Annotated in this window: 16 protein-coding genes; 10 read left to right on the forward strand and 6 right to left on the reverse strand. The window is 33.2% G+C overall.

Translation table 11 applies throughout. The annotated features are described in order from the left end of the window. Positions 1–282: 282 nt before the first annotated feature. The 4 genes from B0A66_RS02985 (at position 283) to B0A66_RS03000 (ending at position 5,178) form a co-directional block, all read left to right on the forward strand. Positions 283–1,131, forward strand: a complete 849-nt coding sequence (locus B0A66_RS02985) for a class I SAM-dependent methyltransferase (RefSeq protein ID WP_089048367.1) — start codon at positions 283–285, stop codon at positions 1,129–1,131. 247 nt (positions 1,132–1,378) lie between these two features. Continuing rightward, complete coding sequence (locus B0A66_RS02990; RefSeq protein ID WP_089048368.1) at positions 1,379–1,960, forward strand: OmpH family outer membrane protein; 582 nt, start codon at positions 1,379–1,381, stop codon at positions 1,958–1,960. A 99-nt stretch (positions 1,961–2,059) separates the two neighbouring features. After that, positions 2,060–4,345: a helix-turn-helix domain-containing protein gene (locus tag B0A66_RS02995; protein WP_089048369.1), complete on the forward strand. Its 2,286-nt coding sequence runs from the start codon at positions 2,060–2,062 to the stop codon at positions 4,343–4,345. Positions 4,346–4,431: 86 nt separating this feature from the next. Next, complete coding sequence (locus tag B0A66_RS03000) at positions 4,432–5,178, forward strand: hypothetical protein (protein ID WP_244283381.1); 747 nt, start codon at positions 4,432–4,434, stop codon at positions 5,176–5,178. Positions 5,179–5,247: 69 nt separating this feature from the next. Here the strand turns inward: B0A66_RS03000 and B0A66_RS03005 are convergent, their stop codons facing one another. Further along, positions 5,248–6,210 carry an HU domain-containing protein gene (locus tag B0A66_RS03005; RefSeq protein ID WP_089048371.1) on the reverse strand — a complete coding sequence of 321 codons (963 nt, stop codon included), beginning with the start codon at positions 6,208–6,210 and terminating at the stop codon, positions 5,248–5,250. A 257-nt stretch (positions 6,211–6,467) separates the two neighbouring features. Between B0A66_RS03005 and dprA the strand changes: the two genes are divergently transcribed. After that, the gene (dprA, locus tag B0A66_RS03010; RefSeq protein WP_089048372.1) at positions 6,468–7,568 is read left to right on the forward strand and encodes a DNA-processing protein DprA; all 1,101 of its coding nucleotides are present in this window, start codon (positions 6,468–6,470) and stop codon (positions 7,566–7,568) included. A 147-nt stretch (positions 7,569–7,715) separates the two neighbouring features. Here the strand turns inward: dprA and trpS are convergent, their stop codons facing one another. Then, the gene (gene trpS, locus B0A66_RS03015) at positions 7,716–8,690 is read right to left on the reverse strand and encodes a tryptophan--tRNA ligase (protein WP_089048373.1); all 975 of its coding nucleotides are present in this window, start codon (positions 8,688–8,690) and stop codon (positions 7,716–7,718) included. Positions 8,691–8,879: 189 nt separating this feature from the next. Here trpS and B0A66_RS03020 point away from each other — a divergent pair, with 189 nt between their 5' ends. Beyond that, a complete protein-coding gene (locus B0A66_RS03020) occupies positions 8,880–9,632 on the forward strand; it encodes a lysophospholipid acyltransferase family protein (protein WP_089048374.1) in 753 nt (250 codons plus the stop codon). Positions 9,633–10,015: 383 nt separating this feature from the next. Here the strand turns inward: B0A66_RS03020 and recA are convergent, their stop codons facing one another. The 4 genes from recA to B0A66_RS03040 form a co-directional block, all read right to left on the reverse strand. Continuing rightward, a complete protein-coding gene (gene recA / locus B0A66_RS03025) occupies positions 10,016–11,023 on the reverse strand; it encodes a recombinase RecA (RefSeq protein ID WP_089048662.1) in 1,008 nt (335 codons plus the stop codon). A gap of 177 nt (positions 11,024–11,200) precedes the next feature. Then, positions 11,201–11,710 carry an acyl-CoA thioesterase gene (locus tag B0A66_RS03030; RefSeq protein WP_089048375.1) on the reverse strand — a complete coding sequence of 170 codons (510 nt, stop codon included), beginning with the start codon at positions 11,708–11,710 and terminating at the stop codon, positions 11,201–11,203. Positions 11,711–11,746: 36 nt separating this feature from the next. Next, on the reverse strand, positions 11,747–12,130 hold the full coding sequence (locus B0A66_RS03035; protein ID WP_089048376.1) for a DoxX family protein: 384 nt from the start codon (positions 12,128–12,130) through the stop codon (positions 11,747–11,749). A 6-nt stretch (positions 12,131–12,136) separates the two neighbouring features. After that, entirely contained in the window at positions 12,137–13,285 is a 1,149-nt protein-coding gene (locus B0A66_RS03040; protein ID WP_089048377.1) for a DNA polymerase III subunit, read from the reverse strand. A gap of 436 nt (positions 13,286–13,721) precedes the next feature. Here B0A66_RS03040 and B0A66_RS03045 point away from each other — a divergent pair, with 436 nt between their 5' ends. The 4 genes from B0A66_RS03045 to sprC all read left to right on the forward strand — a co-directional run bounded on the left by B0A66_RS03045 (position 13,722) and on the right by sprC (position 17,592). Further along, a complete protein-coding gene (locus tag B0A66_RS03045; protein WP_089048378.1) occupies positions 13,722–14,174 on the forward strand; it encodes a hypothetical protein in 453 nt (150 codons plus the stop codon). A gap of 176 nt (positions 14,175–14,350) precedes the next feature. Next, complete coding sequence (locus B0A66_RS03050) at positions 14,351–15,640, forward strand: hypothetical protein (RefSeq protein WP_089048379.1); 1,290 nt, start codon at positions 14,351–14,353, stop codon at positions 15,638–15,640. Between the two features lie 99 nt (positions 15,641–15,739). Continuing rightward, positions 15,740–16,153, forward strand: a complete 414-nt coding sequence (locus tag B0A66_RS03055) for a hypothetical protein (RefSeq protein WP_089048380.1) — start codon at positions 15,740–15,742, stop codon at positions 16,151–16,153. Then, positions 16,150–17,592: a gliding motility protein SprC gene (gene sprC / locus B0A66_RS03060; RefSeq protein WP_089048381.1), complete on the forward strand. Its 1,443-nt coding sequence runs from the start codon at positions 16,150–16,152 to the stop codon at positions 17,590–17,592. Before B0A66_RS03055 ends, sprC begins: the two co-directional genes overlap by 4 nt. The last annotated feature ends 1 nt before the right edge of the window (position 17,593 follow it).

Raw genomic sequence — 17,593 nt, forward strand, 5'->3', positions numbered from 1 at the left:
TAAAATTTAAATCTGTGTTCCACGTGAAATACATTCGATTTTGAAAAATTGAAATTAAAAGAAATAGTGTAGGTTTATAGAATTCAACATAATCTAAAATCAACAATCTAAAATTTAAACCTGTTCCACGTGAAACAGGTTTTGGAATTAAAATATATTTTTATAGAATTAAAAAAGAGATGATATTTTTCAAATTGCTATTTTAAAAAAAGTGAAGTATAATCTAAATTTTGAAATCTAAAATCTAAAATTAAATTAAACCAAAATACTAAGAATTAAAAAATGGACGTTTTAAACAAAAAACATTTTCTTACTGTAAAAGACCATTCTGTATCTAAAGAAATTTTCGACTTATTTTACGACGAAACTTTAGACATGTTAATTACTTCTCCGCAACCCGATTTGCAAAATTTAGGAAGGTATTACGAAAGCGAAGATTATATTTCGCACACAGACAACAAACGTTCATTATTTGAAAAAGCATATCACTTTGTAAAAAATATTGCGCTTAAAAATAAATTGAATCTTATCAATGCGGAGCAATCTCAAAAAGGAAAAATTTTAGACATTGGTGCCGGAACAGGAGATTTTTTATTAACGGCAAAAAATGACGGTTGGGAAACTGTTGGAGTAGAACCGAGCGAGAGAGCAAAAAATATTGCAATACAAAAAGGAATTTCTTTTGCTGATGAAATTAGCGTTCTCGAAAATAATTCATTTGATGTAATTACAATGTGGCACGTTTTGGAACATGTCCCAAATTTAGAATTACAAATTCAGGAATTAAAGCGTTTACTAAAACCAACTGGAACATTAATTGTTGCGGTTCCAAATTTCAAATCGTACGACGCAAAATATTATAATGAATTTTGGGCAGCTTATGATGTGCCAATTCATTTTTGGCATTTTTCAAAAAAATCAATTCAGACACTTTTTGAAAAAGTAGAAATGAAATTAGAAAAAGTACTTCCAATGAAATTCGATTCATTTTATGTGAGTCTTTTGTCTGAAAAATACAAAACCGGAAAAATGAATTACATCAGTGCATTTTTTGTTGGTTTTCGTTCAAATTTAAAAGCGAAGCGTTCAAAAGAGTATTCATCGCACATTTACGTCCTAAAAAACCGCTAAAACGCGAAATAAAGCCATTTAAGCGATAGTTTTACTCTAGGTGAGTATTGTTGTTGTCTTTTTTGGAAAAACACCGCTATTTTGAGCTATGAAAGCCGGTTTTAATAGTGATGTTTTATGGTTATTTTTTGATCCATAAATAAAATCAATACCAGAAAAATAGAGCATTTTTTAAACTTTATGTTGATGCTATTTATTTTTTTATATTTTTGTCTTTAATACTTAAAAAAATTAGAAATTTTAGAAAATGAAAAAAGCATTAGTAATTATCGCACTTTCAATTTCGGTTGTATCATGTAATCAAACAGCAGAAGTTAAGGAAGTAAAAACAGCTTACGTTGATACTTCAGTTTTAATGAAAGAGTACACTGAAGCAAAAGATCTTGAAGCAAAATACAAAGGTCAGGCAGAAGAAAAAGGAAGACAACTACAAGCTGAAATTACTCGTTTTAAACAGGACGCTGCTAATTTTCAAAGTCAGGCACAAGCAAACGGTCAGGCTTGGGCACAACAAAGAGGAGCAGAATTGCAAAAAAGAGAGCAACAATTGACTTATGCTCAACAAGCTTTATCGCAACAATTGCAACAAGAAAGCGGTGTAGAAATGGATTCTCTTGTAAGTGGAGTTAAAAAATTCATTAAAGATTACGGTAAGAAAAACGGTTATTCATACATCTACGGTACAGGTGATGCTGCAACAGTATTATACGCTGAAGAGAAATATGATATCACAAAAGAGATCATTAAAGCTTTGAACGAAAAATACAAAACAGCTCCTAAAACAGAGGAAAAACCAGCTGCTAAAGAAGGTACAGAAGCTAAAAAATAATACCAAACTAACTAAATAATGAAAAACCTAAATCTTAACCGATTTAGGTTTTTTCTTTTATAAAAACACGATAACTTTAGTTATTCAATACAAGTCAAAATGCAAGATGTTTCAGAAGCGGCAGCTTATACTTTACAATTCATCAATCAAACGCAAAAATCAATTTTCCTTACGGGTAAAGCCGGTACCGGAAAAACCACATTATTGCGTGAAATCATAGCAACTACGCATAAAAATACCGTAGTAGTGGCACCAACCGGAATTGCTGCGTTAAATGCCGGCGGAGTAACGATTCATTCAATGTTTCAGTTGCCATTTTCAGCATTTATTCCCACATACGACGAAAGTTCTCAGTTTACAGAAACAGTAAAATTCGAGAACAAAGAAACCTTGAGAAGACATTTCAAAATGAACAATGTCAAGCGAAATGTGATACGAAGTATGGAATTGTTGGTTATTGATGAAGTAAGTATGCTTAGAGCTGATTTGCTTGATGCAATAGACTTTATGATGCAGACTGTACGCAAAAATACACGTGCTTTTGGAGGTGTTCAGGTACTTTTTATTGGTGATTTACTGCAATTACCACCCGTTATCAGGGACGAAGAGTGGCGTACGTTGCGCAATTATTACAAAGGCAAATTCTTTTTCCATTCTCATGTAATGCAGCAAAATCCGCCGCTTTACATCGAATTATCCAAAATTTACCGTCAAACGGATGATGCTTTTATTTCTGTTTTGAATAATTTAAGAAATAACCAGATCACACCGCACGATGTACAAGTTTTAAATCAGTATGTTCAGCCAGATTTTGACCTAAAAAACAACAAGGGCTACATTACGCTTACCACACATAATGCAAAGGCAGATGCCATGAATGAGCAGGCAATTAGTGACTTAGCTGGTAATGAATTTGCTTATTCGCCATTTGTAGTAGGTGATTTTCCCGAAAAAATATTTCCGGTAGAAGAAAATCTAAAACTCAAGATAGGAGCACAGGTCATGTTTGTTAAAAATGATCTTTCGTTTGAAAAGCGCTATTTCAACGGTAAAATGGGGATTGTAAAATCACTTTCCGCCGAGGAAATCTTTGTTCATTTCCCTGAAGAAAATAAAACGATAGAAGTAGAGAAGTACGAATGGAAAAACATTCGATACAAAATAAATGAGCACACAAAAGAGGTAGAAGAAGAAGTTTTAGGCACTTTTGCGCATTATCCGCTAAAATTAGCTTGGGCAATTACCGTACATAAAAGTCAGGGATTAACTTTTGAGAAAGCTGCGCTCGATGTATCGCAAGTTTTTTTACCCGGACAAGCATACGTAGCATTATCACGTTTAACGTCCTTAAACGGGCTTATTTTGCTTTCTCCGTTGCAGATGAATGGTATTTCGAACGATCAGGATGTAATGGATTATGCTTTGAATAAAGCGACGGAAGATGTTTTAAAGAATTCGCTTCATTTTGAAACTAAAAATTTTATTCATAACTATTTGATTAACAGTTTTAACTGGGCAGAATTGGCACAAGAATGGCGCAACCATCGCTTTAGTTACAACGAAAATGCCGTTGGTTCAGAAAAGTCCAAACATTCGAATTGGGCGCACAAGCGATTAGAAACAATTGATGCGCTTTTGGATCCTTCGCAAAAATTCATTCAGCAGCTCAACAAAATATTCAGCAAAGAAACAGTCGATCTGCTTTTTGTGCAGGAAAGAGTTATGGCAGCTTATGATTATTTTTTTAAATCAATGGACAGACTCGTAACCGATCTTTTACAGAAAATTGCGGAAATTCAAAAATTTAAAAAGGTGCAGGCATTTTACGAAGAATTGATGTTTCTGGATGATCTGCAGACAAAGGCTGTTTTACGCCTAATGAAGGCCAAATTATTGATCGAAATCGTTGTGGCGGGAGAAAGTATCTCTAAAGAAAAATTAACGTCCTCAGCGATTAAAAATTACAAAACAGATAAAATCGACAGAATTCGGGAAGAACTCAACATGTCGAATACAGATATTTTTAAAACCGATCAGCCTACACAGCGTTATACGTCAAGAAAATTAGCCAAAACGGAGGCTAAAACCGAGAAGAAAACTACTGTTGAGGAAACATACGATTTGTGGATAGAAAAAAATTCGATTGAGGATATTGCGCGCCTCCGTAAACTGACAGTTCAGACCGTAGAAACACATTTGGTGAGGCTTATTCAGGCTAAAAAAATAGATGTTAGTGATGTGTTGCCTTATGATAAGATTCTGGCATTGCGCGAAGCCTTTCAATTTTATCAGGAAGAATCGCTGAGTCCTTTGAAAGAAAAACATGGTGACGAGTTTACTTGGGACGAACTTAAAATGTTTAAAGCCAGCTTAAGTATGTCCTAATCTGATAGAGTTTAAATTATGTTCATACTACTTTTGTAATATATTTTATAATAAATTATTACACAAGGAAGATGAAAAAGAATTTAATGTTTTTAGGGCTGTTGCTATTTTGCAGTAATCTAGTAACGAGCCAGGAGTTAAAAGCGTACGAAAGAAAAGCAAAAGCATTTATCGAAAATGTTAGAAATGGAAGAAAAGATAATATAGCTGCTACAATTACGTATCCTTTTGAAAGAGAGTATCCTATTCCGTCAATAAAAAATAAAGCGGAATTTGTAAAGAGGTATGATGAAGTTTTTGATGAAATTTTAAAAGCTGAAATAACAAAGTCAGTTCCTCAGAGAGATTGGAAAGATATGGGTTGGCGCGGTATTGAACTAAATAAAGGTAATGTCTGGATAGATAAGACAGGAGCTTTGATTAGCGTTAATTATCAGTCAAAGTTTGAAACCAGACTTAAAAATAAGTTAATTGAAGCTGAAAGATTTCACTTGCATGCATCACTTACTAAATACAAAGCACCACTTTATTTATTGGAAACGCTTAAGTATAGAATAAGAATTGATGATATGGGAAATGGAAATTACCGTTATGCATCATGGCCTATTAAGCAAAAAATGAGTGAAGCACCAGAAGTGGTAATCCTTGATGGAGTATGGATTCATGATAATAACAGTATGAATCACCATTTTGAGTTTAGAAAAAAAGGTGGTTTTGTTTATGATTGTTCAATTATTGAATGGGGTGAAGCTGGTTCTCCACCTGCAAAAGTTATGATCTATCAAAATAACAAAGAAGTTTTTTCTGAGAATGCAAAGATTGTTGTAAAATAGAAAAATAAGAGAATTGTAAAACAAAAGAGCAGTAAAAAGTCCGATTTATCAAATCGGACTTTTTTAATTTTATAAAGATTCGATTAAAATCCAGGCAGCTGGATTCTCTGCTTTTTGAATTTCTTTTTGCGCATTTTGTGCTTCAGACATTGTAGCATAACTTCCGTATACAACTGGAAATAAGCCATTTTTATCTTCGCCAAGCATACGTGCTTTATAACCGTCTTTTATTAGCTGATCATATTCCTTCTTTGCATTTTCCTGACTTCTAAAAGCACCTGCCATAATGTGATACGGCATCGTTTTTAGGCTAGCAGCATCTGTATTTGCTGAATCTGTAACAGCAGCCGGTATTGGATTTTGTATAAAAAAAGTAGCTTCCTGTATTTTGTGCTGCACTTTTTTCTGTACAGAAGTTTCTACAAGAATCGTTTGAGAAGCTATTTGATTTTCGTAAAGCGGATAACCAATACTTCCTGTAATTCCAAGTCCTAAAACAAAAATTGCAGCATACCTCAAATAAGAGCGGGATGATTTAACTACAGCTTCAGCCTCATGCAAAGTGATGGTCTCTTCTTCTTCGATTTCTTCCAGTTTTTTCTCGAAAATCTCTCTTTTCACAAGAGGAGATACAAACGGACTCAATCCAAAAGAAGTCGGTAAATAGTTGGTATTATCACTTGGTGTAAAAACCATATTCTGGTCGGCATTCAAACGAATATCACCGATGTTTTTTAAACTCAGTACACCAAATTCTTCCAATGTTTTTTTCCAATTCAGGACCTCAAAAGCAATTGAACTAACTGCAAATCCGTATGATGTATTTTCTGCCTGAGCAATATGATTTGCTAGGAGTCCGTCGTTGTTTTTTAATAGGCTGTTAAAAGCAATCGTTTTTTTAGGTGGAAAAAACGAATTTGTGCTTTCGTTTAGTTTAGCCGATTGAATTTCGGTTAAAAATGCTCCAAACCCGGGAACCGTTATACATTGATAACGATACAATAATTGCGAGATGTAAGTTTCGATTTTCATAGTAACAAAGTTATGCAAGGAATATAGTTATCAAAATTTTATTCACAATTTTTATTAACAATTGACATAATGCTACAGTTAGCTATTTTTCAAACAGTTAAGTAAAGATACTATTTTGTTTAATAGGGTGCAATATCATTTTGGCTTTATTTTTCGAAGGAATTTACTTCTGATTTATATATTTGTCCTTCTTCTAAAATGATGAATTTTTGTTTTTAGAAGAATTTATTCGCCTTTAAAAATTTTATTCAGAGAAAATGTCAGATCAGGAATTGTTTTATTTATTAGCATTATTAAAAGTAGATGGAGTGGGAGATATCATGGCTAAAAAATTAATAACGCATTGCGGAAGTGCAGAAGCCATATTTAAAACAAATTCAACCCAAATTGCTGCGATTGATGGAGTTGGAAGTGTATTACTGAAAAATTTGCAAGATAAAGCAGTATTTGAAAAAGCAGATCAAGAGCTGAAATTTATCAGATCAAATCAGATTAATGTCTCTTATTTTCAAGCAAAAGAGTATCCTGATCGATTGAAACATTGTATTGATTCACCCGTTTTAATTTTCACTGCTGGACAAATAAATTTAAAAAACAAAAAAATCATAAGTATTGTAGGCACAAGGCAGGTTACTTCTTATGGTTCAGAGATCTGTAAAAAATTAATCGAAGATTTAGCGCCTCTTAATCCTGTAATAGTGAGTGGTTTTGCTTATGGTGTAGACATTGTGGCACATCAATTCGCAATGGATTATAATTTGCAGACTATTGGTGTTTTAGCACATGGTTTAAATCAAATTTATCCTAAAACGCATAAAAGGTACATGAGTAAAATGGAAGAAAATGGTGGTTTCATTACAGAATTTTGGAGCTCTTCTAATGCTGATAGAGAAAACTTTGTACGGAGAAACCGGATTGTAGCGGGAATATCTGAGGCAACAATTGTAATAGAATCTGCAGACAAAGGAGGTTCGTTGATTACGGCTAATTTGGCAAACGATTATAATCGCGATGTTTTTGCTGTTCCGGGACGCATAACCGACAAATATAGTCAGGGCTGTAATAACTTAATTAAGACCCAAAAAGCGAATATGTTGACCAATGCCGCGGATTTAGTTTATATGCTCAACTGGGATATTGAAAATAAGGTTAAAACGGTTCAAAAACAACTTTTTGTAGACTTAGAAGCTGATGAACAAATTGTCTATGATTTTCTTTTAAAAAATGGAAAAGAATTACTTGACGTTATAGCGCTTCAATGCAATTTGCCAATTTATAAAATCTCTGGAATTCTTTTAAATATGGAATTGAAAGGAGTAGTGCGTCCTTTGCCTGGGAAGTTATTTGAATCAATTTAACGAGTAATTTCTTAGTTGTTAAATTGATGTTTTGATTAGATGAATTATATAAAGAACAGATATACAATAAGTTAAATAACATTTAAAAAAAAGAAAAATAAAAAGCCTCTTGTAATACAAGAGGCTCTAGTATGTTTATTGTCTAAATTATTTACTAAATCCAAGTTTTTCGCGAACTTTTTCTAGAACTCCGGTAGCCACAACAGAAGCTTTTTCAGCACCTTTTTTCAAAAGAGCATCAACTTCTTCAAGGTTGTTAATGTAGTAGTTGTATTTTTCTCTTTCTGTTTTAAATTTTTCGGTAATCAATTCAAAAAGAGCTTGTTTTGCATGACCATAACCATAATTTCCACCGAGATAATTAGCGCGCATCTCAGCAATTTGCGTTTCAGATCCAAGTAATGAATAGATTGCAAAAGCATTACAAGTATCAGGATTTTTAGGATCTTCCAGCGGAGTACTATCCGTTTCGATACTCATAACCTGCTTGCGAAGCGTTTTATCATCAAGGAAAATATTAATAATATTATTGGCAGATTTACTCATTTTTCCACCATTAGTACCTGGAATTAGCATGATGTCTTCCTGAATTTTAGCTTCCGGAATGACAAATGTTTCTCCCATTTGATGGTTAAAACGAGAAGCAACATCACGAGTAATTTCTAAGTGTTGTAATTGGTCCTTTCCAACAGGCACAAATTCAGCATCGTACAATAAAATGTCCGCGGCCATTAACATCGGATAAGTAAAAAGTCCCGCATTCACATCATCAAGACGATCCGCTTTATCTTTAAAAGAATGCGCCAAAGTCAAGCGTTGAAAAGGAAAAAAACAGCTTAAATACCAGGTCAATTCAGCAGTTTGCGTTACATCAGATTGTCTGTAAAACGTAACTTTATTAGGATTTAATCCGCAGGCAAGCCATGCTGCTGCAGTGCTATACGTATTTTCTCTTAATGTTTTACCATCTTTTATTTGTGTAATCGAATGTAAATCAGCTATAAACAAATAAGATTCATTTGCAGGTTGATTTGATAATTCGATTGCAGGAATAATAGCTCCCAGTAAATTGCCTAAGTGTGGTGTTCCAGTACTCTGAACGCCAGTAAGTATTTTTGCCATTCTAGTTTTTTTCTTAACCGCAAAGATTGCAAGTTTATTTTCTTTAACCGCAAATTTCGTGAAGTTTTTCGCAAAGTGCGCTACGTTTCTTCAAGTTCTTAAAGATTTTACAGGATTATTTTTTAGAAAAGGCTAATATTCTAAAAATCTAGCGATCTAATTTCATTTCTGTTTATTACATTTGAAACCATGAAAGCAATAAAAATAGTTTTTTGGGTCTTGTGGAGGATATGGTTTTATATCTTAATGGCCATTCCGATATTAATTATGCTGCCCTTTTTAGTGGCTTCTATTTTAACAGAAAGAGGATATCCTTATTTTTTCAAAATGGCTCGAATTTGGGCACGTGTGATCCTTTTTGGGATGGGTTTTTACTATACAATCAAACGGGAAGAAAAATTAGTAAAAGGAAAAAGCTATATGATTGTGGCGAATCATACTTCAATGACGGACATTATGCTAATGCTCGTGATCATTAAAAATCCATTTGTTTTTGTTGGAAAAAAAGAACTTTCTAAAATTCCTTTATTTGGTTTTTTCTATAAACGAACTTGTATTCTGGTAGATAGAAATTCTTCTAAAAGTAAAAATGAAGTTTTCAAGAGAGCTCAGGATCGTCTAAATCAAGGATTAAGCATTTGTATTTTTCCTGAAGGAGGAGTTCCGGATGATGAATCTATTTTGCTTGATGAGTTTAAGGATGGTGCTTTTAGATTAGCTCTGGACCATCAAATACCAATTGTTCCAATCGTTTTTGCGGATAATAAAAAGCGTTTTTCATACACGTTTCTAAGCGGTAGTCCCGGAAGAATGCGTACAAGAATTTTGCCATTTATAGAAACAAAAGGACTGGGAATTGAAAATAGGAAAGACCTGAAAGATCAGGTTAGACAATTGATCTACAAAGGACTATTAGAGTTTAAAAAAGACGATAAAAAATAAAAAGAAACCCGACATGAGATGAGCGATATGTCGGGTTTTATTTTGAATTAAAAACCTCTTTTATATCCAAAATTGTTCCTATCTGTGAATGATTTTTTCCGAAATAAAACGTAATACTTTCTTAAATTTTAATCTGGTTTTTTTACGGTTTTTATTCAACAACACTTCTATTTTCTCTTTCATAATTCAAAATATTAATGGTTGGTAATAAAGAGTTTATATAAAACTCAAGTTGACTTTTATTTATAAGAGAGCAAAAGGTTGAAAAGGTTGCGTTAAAAAGTAGAAATTTCTTTAAAAAAAATAAAAACCCGCAAGATTTACAAATCCTACGGGTTTAATTTTTTAGCAAATATCCTTAAAATAAAGGACTTAAGCGTTATTTATGCGTTAGCTAATTCTTTAATATGAGCTTTAATTTTTAATTCTAATTCGTCAGCTAATTCCGGATTATCTTTAATTAAAGATTTAACAGCATCACGTCCCTGACCTAATTTTGTATCTCCGTAGCTAAACCAAGATCCTGCTTTTTTAACGATCTCAAATTCAACAGCTAAGTCAAGAATTTCTCCCGTTTTAGAAACACCTTCTCCGTACATAATATCAAATTCTGCAGTTTTAAAAGGCGGAGCTACTTTGTTTTTTACAATTTTTACTTTAGTTCTGTTTCCAATAACGTTCTCACCATCTTTAATTTGAGAAGAACGACGAATATCTAAACGAACAGAAGCGTAGAATTTTAATGCATTACCACCGGTTGTAGTTTCAGGATTTCCAAACATTACACCAATTTTCTCTCTCAACTGGTTGATGAAGAAAACAGTACAGTTTGTTTTACTAATAGTTCCCGTTAACTTTCTTAAAGCCTGAGACATTAAACGTGCATGAAGCCCCATTTTAGAATCTCCCATTTCACCTTCGATTTCACTTTTTGGAGTTAATGCTGCAACAGAGTCAATTACAACAATGTCTATAGCTCCGGAACGAATCAGGTTTTCTGCAATTTCCAAAGCTTGTTCCCCGTTATCCGGTTGTGAGATGATAAGGTTTTCGATATCTACACCTAATTTTTCAGCATAATTTCTATCAAAAGCATGTTCCGCATCTATAAAAGCTGCAATTCCACCTGCCTTTTGAGCCTCAGCAATTGCATGTAGTGTTAAAGTGGTCTTTCCAGAAGATTCCGGTCCGTATATTTCGATAATTCTTCCTTTAGGATATCCGTTAACTCCAAGAGCCAAATCAACACCAAGAGAACCTGAAGAAATAGTTTCAACTTCTACAATGGCTTTATCGCCCATTTTCATTACAGTACCTTTACCGTACGTTTTATCTAGTTTGTCAAGCGTAAGTTGTAGCGCTTTTAATTTGGCATCTTTCTCTGAACTCATCTTTTCTTTTTCTTTTTCTTTCATGTAAAATTTTATAATTCTTTCATATTCAAAAACAAACCAGAAAATTAATAACTTACTGATTTAGATTTGCATCAGGCTTGTAATTCGGTAAAAATACTTCTTTTTTTTGATGTTTGATCGTTTCAAATTGTTCCAAATTGTCACAAAATGATACTACAAAAATAAAGCCTTTAATTCTGTGGCGTCAGAAGGTTTTATTTTTCCTGCAAGCAATAAACTCAATTGTTTACGGCGTAAAGCAGCTTCAAATCGTTGTATTTCAAGTTCGGTTTCCGGTGAAATTGGTGGTACTTCTACAGGTCTTCCTGTATCATCAACGGCAACAAAAGTATAAATAGCCTCGTTAGCCTTAGTTCTGTTTCCGGATTCGCGGTCTTCTACCCAAACATCGATAAAAACTTCCATAGAACTTTTAAAAGATCTTGAAACTTTTGCTTCGACAGTAACAACACTTCCTAAGGAAATAGCTCTGTTAAAAGCAACATGATTTACAGAAGCAGTCACTACAATTCGGCGGGAATGTCTTCGTGCTGCGATACTTGCCGCGCGATCCATTCTGGCTAATAATTCGCCACCAAAAAGGTTATTTAAAGGATTTGTTTCGCTCGGTAAAACTAAATCGGTTAAAATAGTCAGAGATTCTGAAGGGTGTTTTGGATTCATTTTTTTTATATAAAAATTTAAAATAACAGGCCGTTTTTAGTTCAGCCAATAAACAGCAATCACAGCTGGAATAAAATAAATAACGATGGTTCGTGCACCATCATAATCTTTTGCTAATCGTTGACCGAAAAGCATCATTAACAAACAGATACAAGAAAAAATAGCTCCGTAAAAACCAAATTCTCTTCCACTTTTAGTAACTAATTGTATAATTCCGACTACACAAAAAATCCCGGAAATTAATTCTAAAACCAGAAGATGAAACAACGCAAGCGGCACCTGGTTTTTAAGTTTTGTTTTGGCAAAATGTTCCTTAAGCCAGGTAACATTATCCTGCCAGTAAAATATTTTTTCGTAGCCTGATTGTAAAAAAGTTAAGGCTAAAAAAGCTAAAATTAAAATAGAAGCAGCATTATTCATTTGAAACTATTTTTTATGAATTAAACGAGTTAGTTTTATAGATAAATCTGTCAAAATTATTTTTGCATTTCCGTTTCTTTCAATATGATACATAGCATCTGAAAGTTCTTTGAAAATGTCGTGAATATTGTTCCCATTTACAAAAGGAGCAAAATTTTCTAATTTAAACTTTTCTACTTTTGGTTCGATATAGACTAAAGTGGGTGCTTCATAGTTAAGTAAAAGCGCTTGTCGAAACATTTCGATACAAAACTGAATAAATTTTTTCTGGCTTTCGCGGCCAAGAGAAGCAATTTCTTCACTCCATGAAATTAAATCTTGGATAGCAGCTGCATTTCCTTTAGCTCTAAAAGCAGCCCTCACCCAATTGACAAACCACTGTTCAAATGGATATTCAGAATCATCATCTTTTAACAATGAAAGTGCCTTGCTAAAATTACCCTGCGCCTGATGTGCAATTTTAAAAGCCATTTTCTCGTCAATATTCTCTTGAGAAATAAGCGCCTGAGCAATTATTTTTTCAGGCAGTCCGTTAAAGTGAATCACCTGACAGCGGGAACGAATAGTTTGAATGATATCTTCTTCATTTTCAGAAATCAGAATGAAAATAGTTTTTTCTGAAGGTTCCTCGAGAAGTTTCAATAATTTGTTGGAAGCCGCTATATTCATTTTATCAGCCATCCAGATAATCATGATTTTATAACCGCCTTCGTACGATTTTAACGAAAGTGATTTTAGAACTTCCTGAGCATCTTCAACCCTGATTTCACCCTGTTTGTTCTGTACACCTAAAAGTTTGTACCAGTCAAATAATCCGCCATAAGGAGTTTCCTGAATAAAAGTCCGCCAGTCCTGAATAAAATCTAAACTTTTTGGTTTGGTCTTAACATCTTCAGTAGTAACTGTCGGATAAATAAAATGCAGATCCGGATGCGAGATGTTTTGGAATTTTAGATTGCAGGACTCATTACCGTTTGTATTCTCATCGCCTTTGTTGTTGCACAAAATGTATTGCGCATAGGCAATAGCCGTTGAAAGTGTGCCACTCCCTTCTGGCCCAATAAACAATTGTGCATGCGGAATTCTTCCGGAAGATGCACTTTTTATCAAGTGACTTTTGATATAATCCTGACCTAAAATTTGAGAAAATTGCATGAAGCAAAGATAGAAGAAAATGATGTAGTCAAAAATTTTAGTAATAAAGTTTAATTTTTAGAGTTCATTTTAAGTTTAATAGAGCACTTTTTAACCAAAAAAAATGTCTTTTTTATCTAAGGTTTTGTTTTTATTGAGCCTCATTTATAAACATTTGACGTTTTTTTGTTAATAGTTTTTGCTAAAATTGTTGTAATGATGTTGTTTTTTTAGTTACAAGAATGCATCTAAATCTGATTAGCTAGTTAATTTCTTACAGCTTCTTTCTTAACGTTTTTAACTAAAAACTCGGTAAAAGGTATATATTACCGAGGTATAGCGCTTTTTTAAGTTTTTTTTAAGAGGAAATTTTTAAAAAAACCCTCATTAAAGTTGTGTTTTAAGTTAATTTATATATTTTTGTTTTTCATCAATTATTAATCTTTAATATGAATTTATGAAAGGGAAAATTATTTTTTTAAGCTTGTTATTTGTATTGTCAGCAGAAGCAGTTTCTGCTCAGGCTAAAAATGCTCCTAGAAGTATTATCAGTACAACAGCTATTATTCGTAAGTACCATGATCAAAAAGAATTGAGTGGTATGCAGAAAGGTGAACTTTTAGAGCTGTACATTGAACGTATCAAAGTATTAGTGAAGACACTTCCGTACATTGCCTTGGTTACTAAACCAGGTGTTACTATGGCAGATTTAGGTATTCCGGACGATGACAACCACAAAAAAGTGTTAGATGGTCAGGCAGTTGGTACAACAACTTTCTTAGATACTACTGTAGATTTTCAAAGAAAAATGATGCCGTATTCTGATAAAGGAAACTTAATCGCAGCCATTTTATTTTACGAAAACACTTTAAAATCACTACATGAGTTTAACGAGTTAAACGAAATGTAATTTTTAACTAAATAAAAAACTTTTTTTGTTTTGTTTACGTAATTGTATGGAATAAAAAAAAGACTAAATATAAAACACTCGTTCTCGAAATTTTCTGTTTTTTCAGAAAATTCGGGATGAGTTTTTTAAGTATTACGCATACCCAAATTTATTATTAAACCTAATAACACCTTATCATGAAAAAATTTACTCAAATTATCTGCATTCTTTTGACAGTGACAAGTATGAGTGCTCAACAAGAGAAAGGAATTATGGGCTACAACAACTGGTTGAATAACTGGACGGAGTTTAAGCCTAACAAAGTCGACTATGGTGAAGCGAATCAAATTTTAGCAGGAAACATTTCTGTTAATACAAAATTGATGAAAAAAAACATTTACGTTTTACAAGGAAACGTTTATGTAACAAACAATGCTGTACTGACTATTGAGCCTGGAACATTAATTATTGGTGATTTCGAAACTAAAGGAACTCTTGTAGTTACGAAAGGAGCTTCAATTATTGCTGATGGTTTAGAGACAGATCCAATCGTATTTACTTCAAACCGCAGTGTGAAAAAAGCGGGTGACTGGGGTGGAGTTGTAATCCTTGGAGATGCTCCAATCAACAAGTTTGGAAATGTTGGTTCATACAACTTAGATCTTGATCCTTCTCTTACTACTTATGGTGGAGATAACGTAGCATCAAACTCTGGTATTTTAAGATTCGTAAGAATTGAATTCGCTGGAAAAAAAGTAAAAGGTGTAGACACTTTTAACGCATTAACAATTGCTGGTGTTGGAAACAAAACGATCCTTGAAAACATTATGGTAAGCTACGCTGGTGGTGATGCTTTTGCTTTCTACGGAGGTGATTTAAATGCTACAAAATTGGTTTCTCACAGAGTAGTCAATGATGATTTTAAATTTACACAAGGAGTTCAATGTCGTTTATACAACTCTTTAGCTATTAGAACATCTTATTTAACTAGTAACAAAGATGGTTCTCGTTGTATGGAAGTTAAATCATACGAAAAGAAAAATGAAACAGATTTTACTAAAAAACAAACACTTGTAGTAGCATCAAATATTACAATGCTTAATGATAGCGAAAACATTAAAGCTGATATTCAATCAGGTTTAGTAAAAGAAGCTATCTACATCGCTGAAACTGCTTCTTTAGAAATGAAACGTAGTGTAATCTCTGGATTCAACCCTGCTGTTTTATTAGATAGCAAAACAGAGATCAATAATGCCAACCTTAAGAAAATTAAATTCGAAGAAATGTACTTCAACCAATGTAATGGAAACATCTTTACAGAATACAATTCTAACAATGAAGATTTAGAGAGCTGGTATGGTAATACTGTTTTCTTTAATGTTATGTCTCAAAGTTCAAACAAAGAGACATTCATTGACATTACTAACCCTAAAAAGCCAGATTATAGATTACAATTAGGAAAAATCACAGCGTCTAGCGGAAAATAAAACATAATTAGATTTCGATTTTTATTTCAAGAAGAGCGTAAATTTTATTATTAATAAAGTCCCGGACACATCTCGACGGACCTAATAAAAATCTAAATAATGGCCCCATTAAAAAAATATTTTCTTAATATAATATTTTTGGTTTCGCCTATGACGGCATGTTTGTTTGCGCAAAGTACTGTAGAAACATCTGTTTCTGCTGATATTGCTAAAAATCAGGCAACGTTAGTTCTTAACCAAAACAATAATGCTACAGCTGATGTTACTATCAGCAATTTAGATAATTCTAATCAGTTTATAGTAGGACTACCTATCCCCAAAGGTAGTCTTGCTTCAACTGGTATGAATAGTCAAAACACTACTTCAATATGCGATGATCAATCATTATTAACAGGTTCTTATTCTGCTCTTGCAAAAGACATTATTGAGAACTACAAATATGATTTTTCTGAAACGTTTATTGATATTCTATTTTTTGAGGACATAGATTTAGCAAGAAAACGTACTATATGATTCAAAAAATTACTCTTTTTATTACTAAGTGTTTAATTTTTTTCGGCGCATTTTTTGCTTTCGAACCTCATGTTTATGCGCAAGAAGTAATTGCGCCTCAAACGTTAAGCGGTCTTGATAAAATATGTGCCGGAAACAATTTTAATGAATATTTTGCGACATTTAGTTATTTAAATTTTCCTGCAGGAACAACCTTTGTAATTGAGTTGTTAGATGGTTCAAGTAACCCTATTGCTACTACATTATTACAAACTATTCCGATTACTGCAGGGCAACAAACTATTAAATTTGCTGTACCAACCAATTTAGTTGGTGCTAATGATTATGGCCTTAGAGTTAAAAGCTCTACCGGTTACACAAGTTCAAGATTTAAAAATCCGGCAGGAGAGACTTTTTTTCCTGCCTTTTTTAAAGATTACGAAGCCTCTTTTTATATTAACGACAGAAGTGACAGTGCCACAATATGTGTTGGCGGTACATTAACACTGTCTGTTTCTAATTTAACACCAGAAATTCCAGGTTCTTCACCAATCTTTTTCCCTAATGTTAAATACAAATGGTTTAAAGATGATGTGGTTATACCAGGACAAAGTGCTAGTACGTTAGTAGTTAATTCTATAGGGAAATATCATGCTGAAATGGATTACGGACAATGTTCAGATGTTAATTACGGTTCTAATCGTGTTAATGTTACCTCTTCAAGCACAGGTTCTCCTGTTACAATTGATTCAAGTTTAGGAAACCCATTTTGCTCTAACGGTTCTGGTACAGTTTTAACAGCTACTGCCGGAAATTCGTATGTTTGGAAAAAGAATGGTGTTGTAATTGCCGGAGCAACGTCTCGCAGTTACGCAACAAACGAATCAGGACTTTATACCGTAGATGTTGATTTTGGAGGATGTTCATCTACAGGAACTATAAATCTTGTTGGAAACGGCTTTAACGCAAGTATTGACGTAGCTGATAGTACAAGAATAGAAGAAGGAGAAACTTTAAATGTAACTGTAACAACAGACGCTACAAGTCCAACTTTTGAATGGTATAAAAATGGAAATATTATTGCTGGAGCTACGACAGATACATACGTAGTAACAACAATCGGTACTTATAAAGTAAAAGTTTCACAGTCATCAGGATGTGTAGCTTCAATGGAGTTGGAATTTAAAGTTACAGGTCCGGCCTTACCAACTTCGGTAATACAGAATATTGTTAAATTAAGTGGTTCAAACCCATATTGGAATATTCCTGATGTATATAAGAATGGTACCACAAATGTTATTATCATAAGTTCAAATGGAGATAAGGTTCTGGATGTTACTAATTATCAGGGTGACTGGCCCCAGACCGCAATAGATTTTAAAAATATAAATCCAGTTTATTACTATGTTATTCAGGGAGATGCAGGTGAAAAAAAAGGATCAATAACTGTGATTAAATAAA

The organism is Flavobacterium hercynium (assembly GCF_002217285.1).
In the GTDB taxonomy this organism is placed as follows: Bacteria; Bacteroidota; Bacteroidia; order Flavobacteriales; family Flavobacteriaceae; genus Flavobacterium; species Flavobacterium hercynium.

Coding starts and splice junctions, on each gene's coding strand:
- dprA (WP_089048372.1), top strand. CDS start 6,468: ATGTCAGATCAGGAATTGTTTTATTTATTAGCATTATTAAAAGTAGAT.
- B0A66_RS03005 (WP_089048371.1), bottom strand. CDS start 6,210: ATGAAAATCGAAACTTACATCTCGCAATTATTGTATCGTTATCAATGT.
- B0A66_RS02990 (WP_089048368.1), top strand. CDS start 1,379: ATGAAAAAAGCATTAGTAATTATCGCACTTTCAATTTCGGTTGTATCA.
- B0A66_RS02995 (WP_089048369.1), top strand. CDS start 2,060: ATGCAAGATGTTTCAGAAGCGGCAGCTTATACTTTACAATTCATCAAT.
- recA (WP_089048662.1), bottom strand. CDS start 11,023: ATGAGTTCAGAGAAAGATGCCAAATTAAAAGCGCTACAACTTACGCTT.
- B0A66_RS03040 (WP_089048377.1), bottom strand. CDS start 13,285: ATGCAATTTTCTCAAATTTTAGGTCAGGATTATATCAAAAGTCACTTG.
- trpS (WP_089048373.1), bottom strand. CDS start 8,690: ATGGCAAAAATACTTACTGGCGTTCAGAGTACTGGAACACCACACTTA.
- B0A66_RS03055 (WP_089048380.1), top strand. CDS start 15,740: ATGGCCCCATTAAAAAAATATTTTCTTAATATAATATTTTTGGTTTCG.
- sprC (WP_089048381.1), top strand. CDS start 16,150: ATGATTCAAAAAATTACTCTTTTTATTACTAAGTGTTTAATTTTTTTC.
- B0A66_RS03035 (WP_089048376.1), bottom strand. CDS start 12,130: ATGAATAATGCTGCTTCTATTTTAATTTTAGCTTTTTTAGCCTTAACT.
- B0A66_RS03000 (WP_244283381.1), top strand. CDS start 4,432: ATGTTTTTAGGGCTGTTGCTATTTTGCAGTAATCTAGTAACGAGCCAG.
- B0A66_RS03050 (WP_089048379.1), top strand. CDS start 14,351: ATGAAAAAATTTACTCAAATTATCTGCATTCTTTTGACAGTGACAAGT.
- B0A66_RS03030 (WP_089048375.1), bottom strand. CDS start 11,710: ATGAATCCAAAACACCCTTCAGAATCTCTGACTATTTTAACCGATTTA.
- B0A66_RS03045 (WP_089048378.1), top strand. CDS start 13,722: ATGAAAGGGAAAATTATTTTTTTAAGCTTGTTATTTGTATTGTCAGCA.
- B0A66_RS02985 (WP_089048367.1), top strand. CDS start 283: ATGGACGTTTTAAACAAAAAACATTTTCTTACTGTAAAAGACCATTCT.
- B0A66_RS03020 (WP_089048374.1), top strand. CDS start 8,880: ATGAAAGCAATAAAAATAGTTTTTTGGGTCTTGTGGAGGATATGGTTT.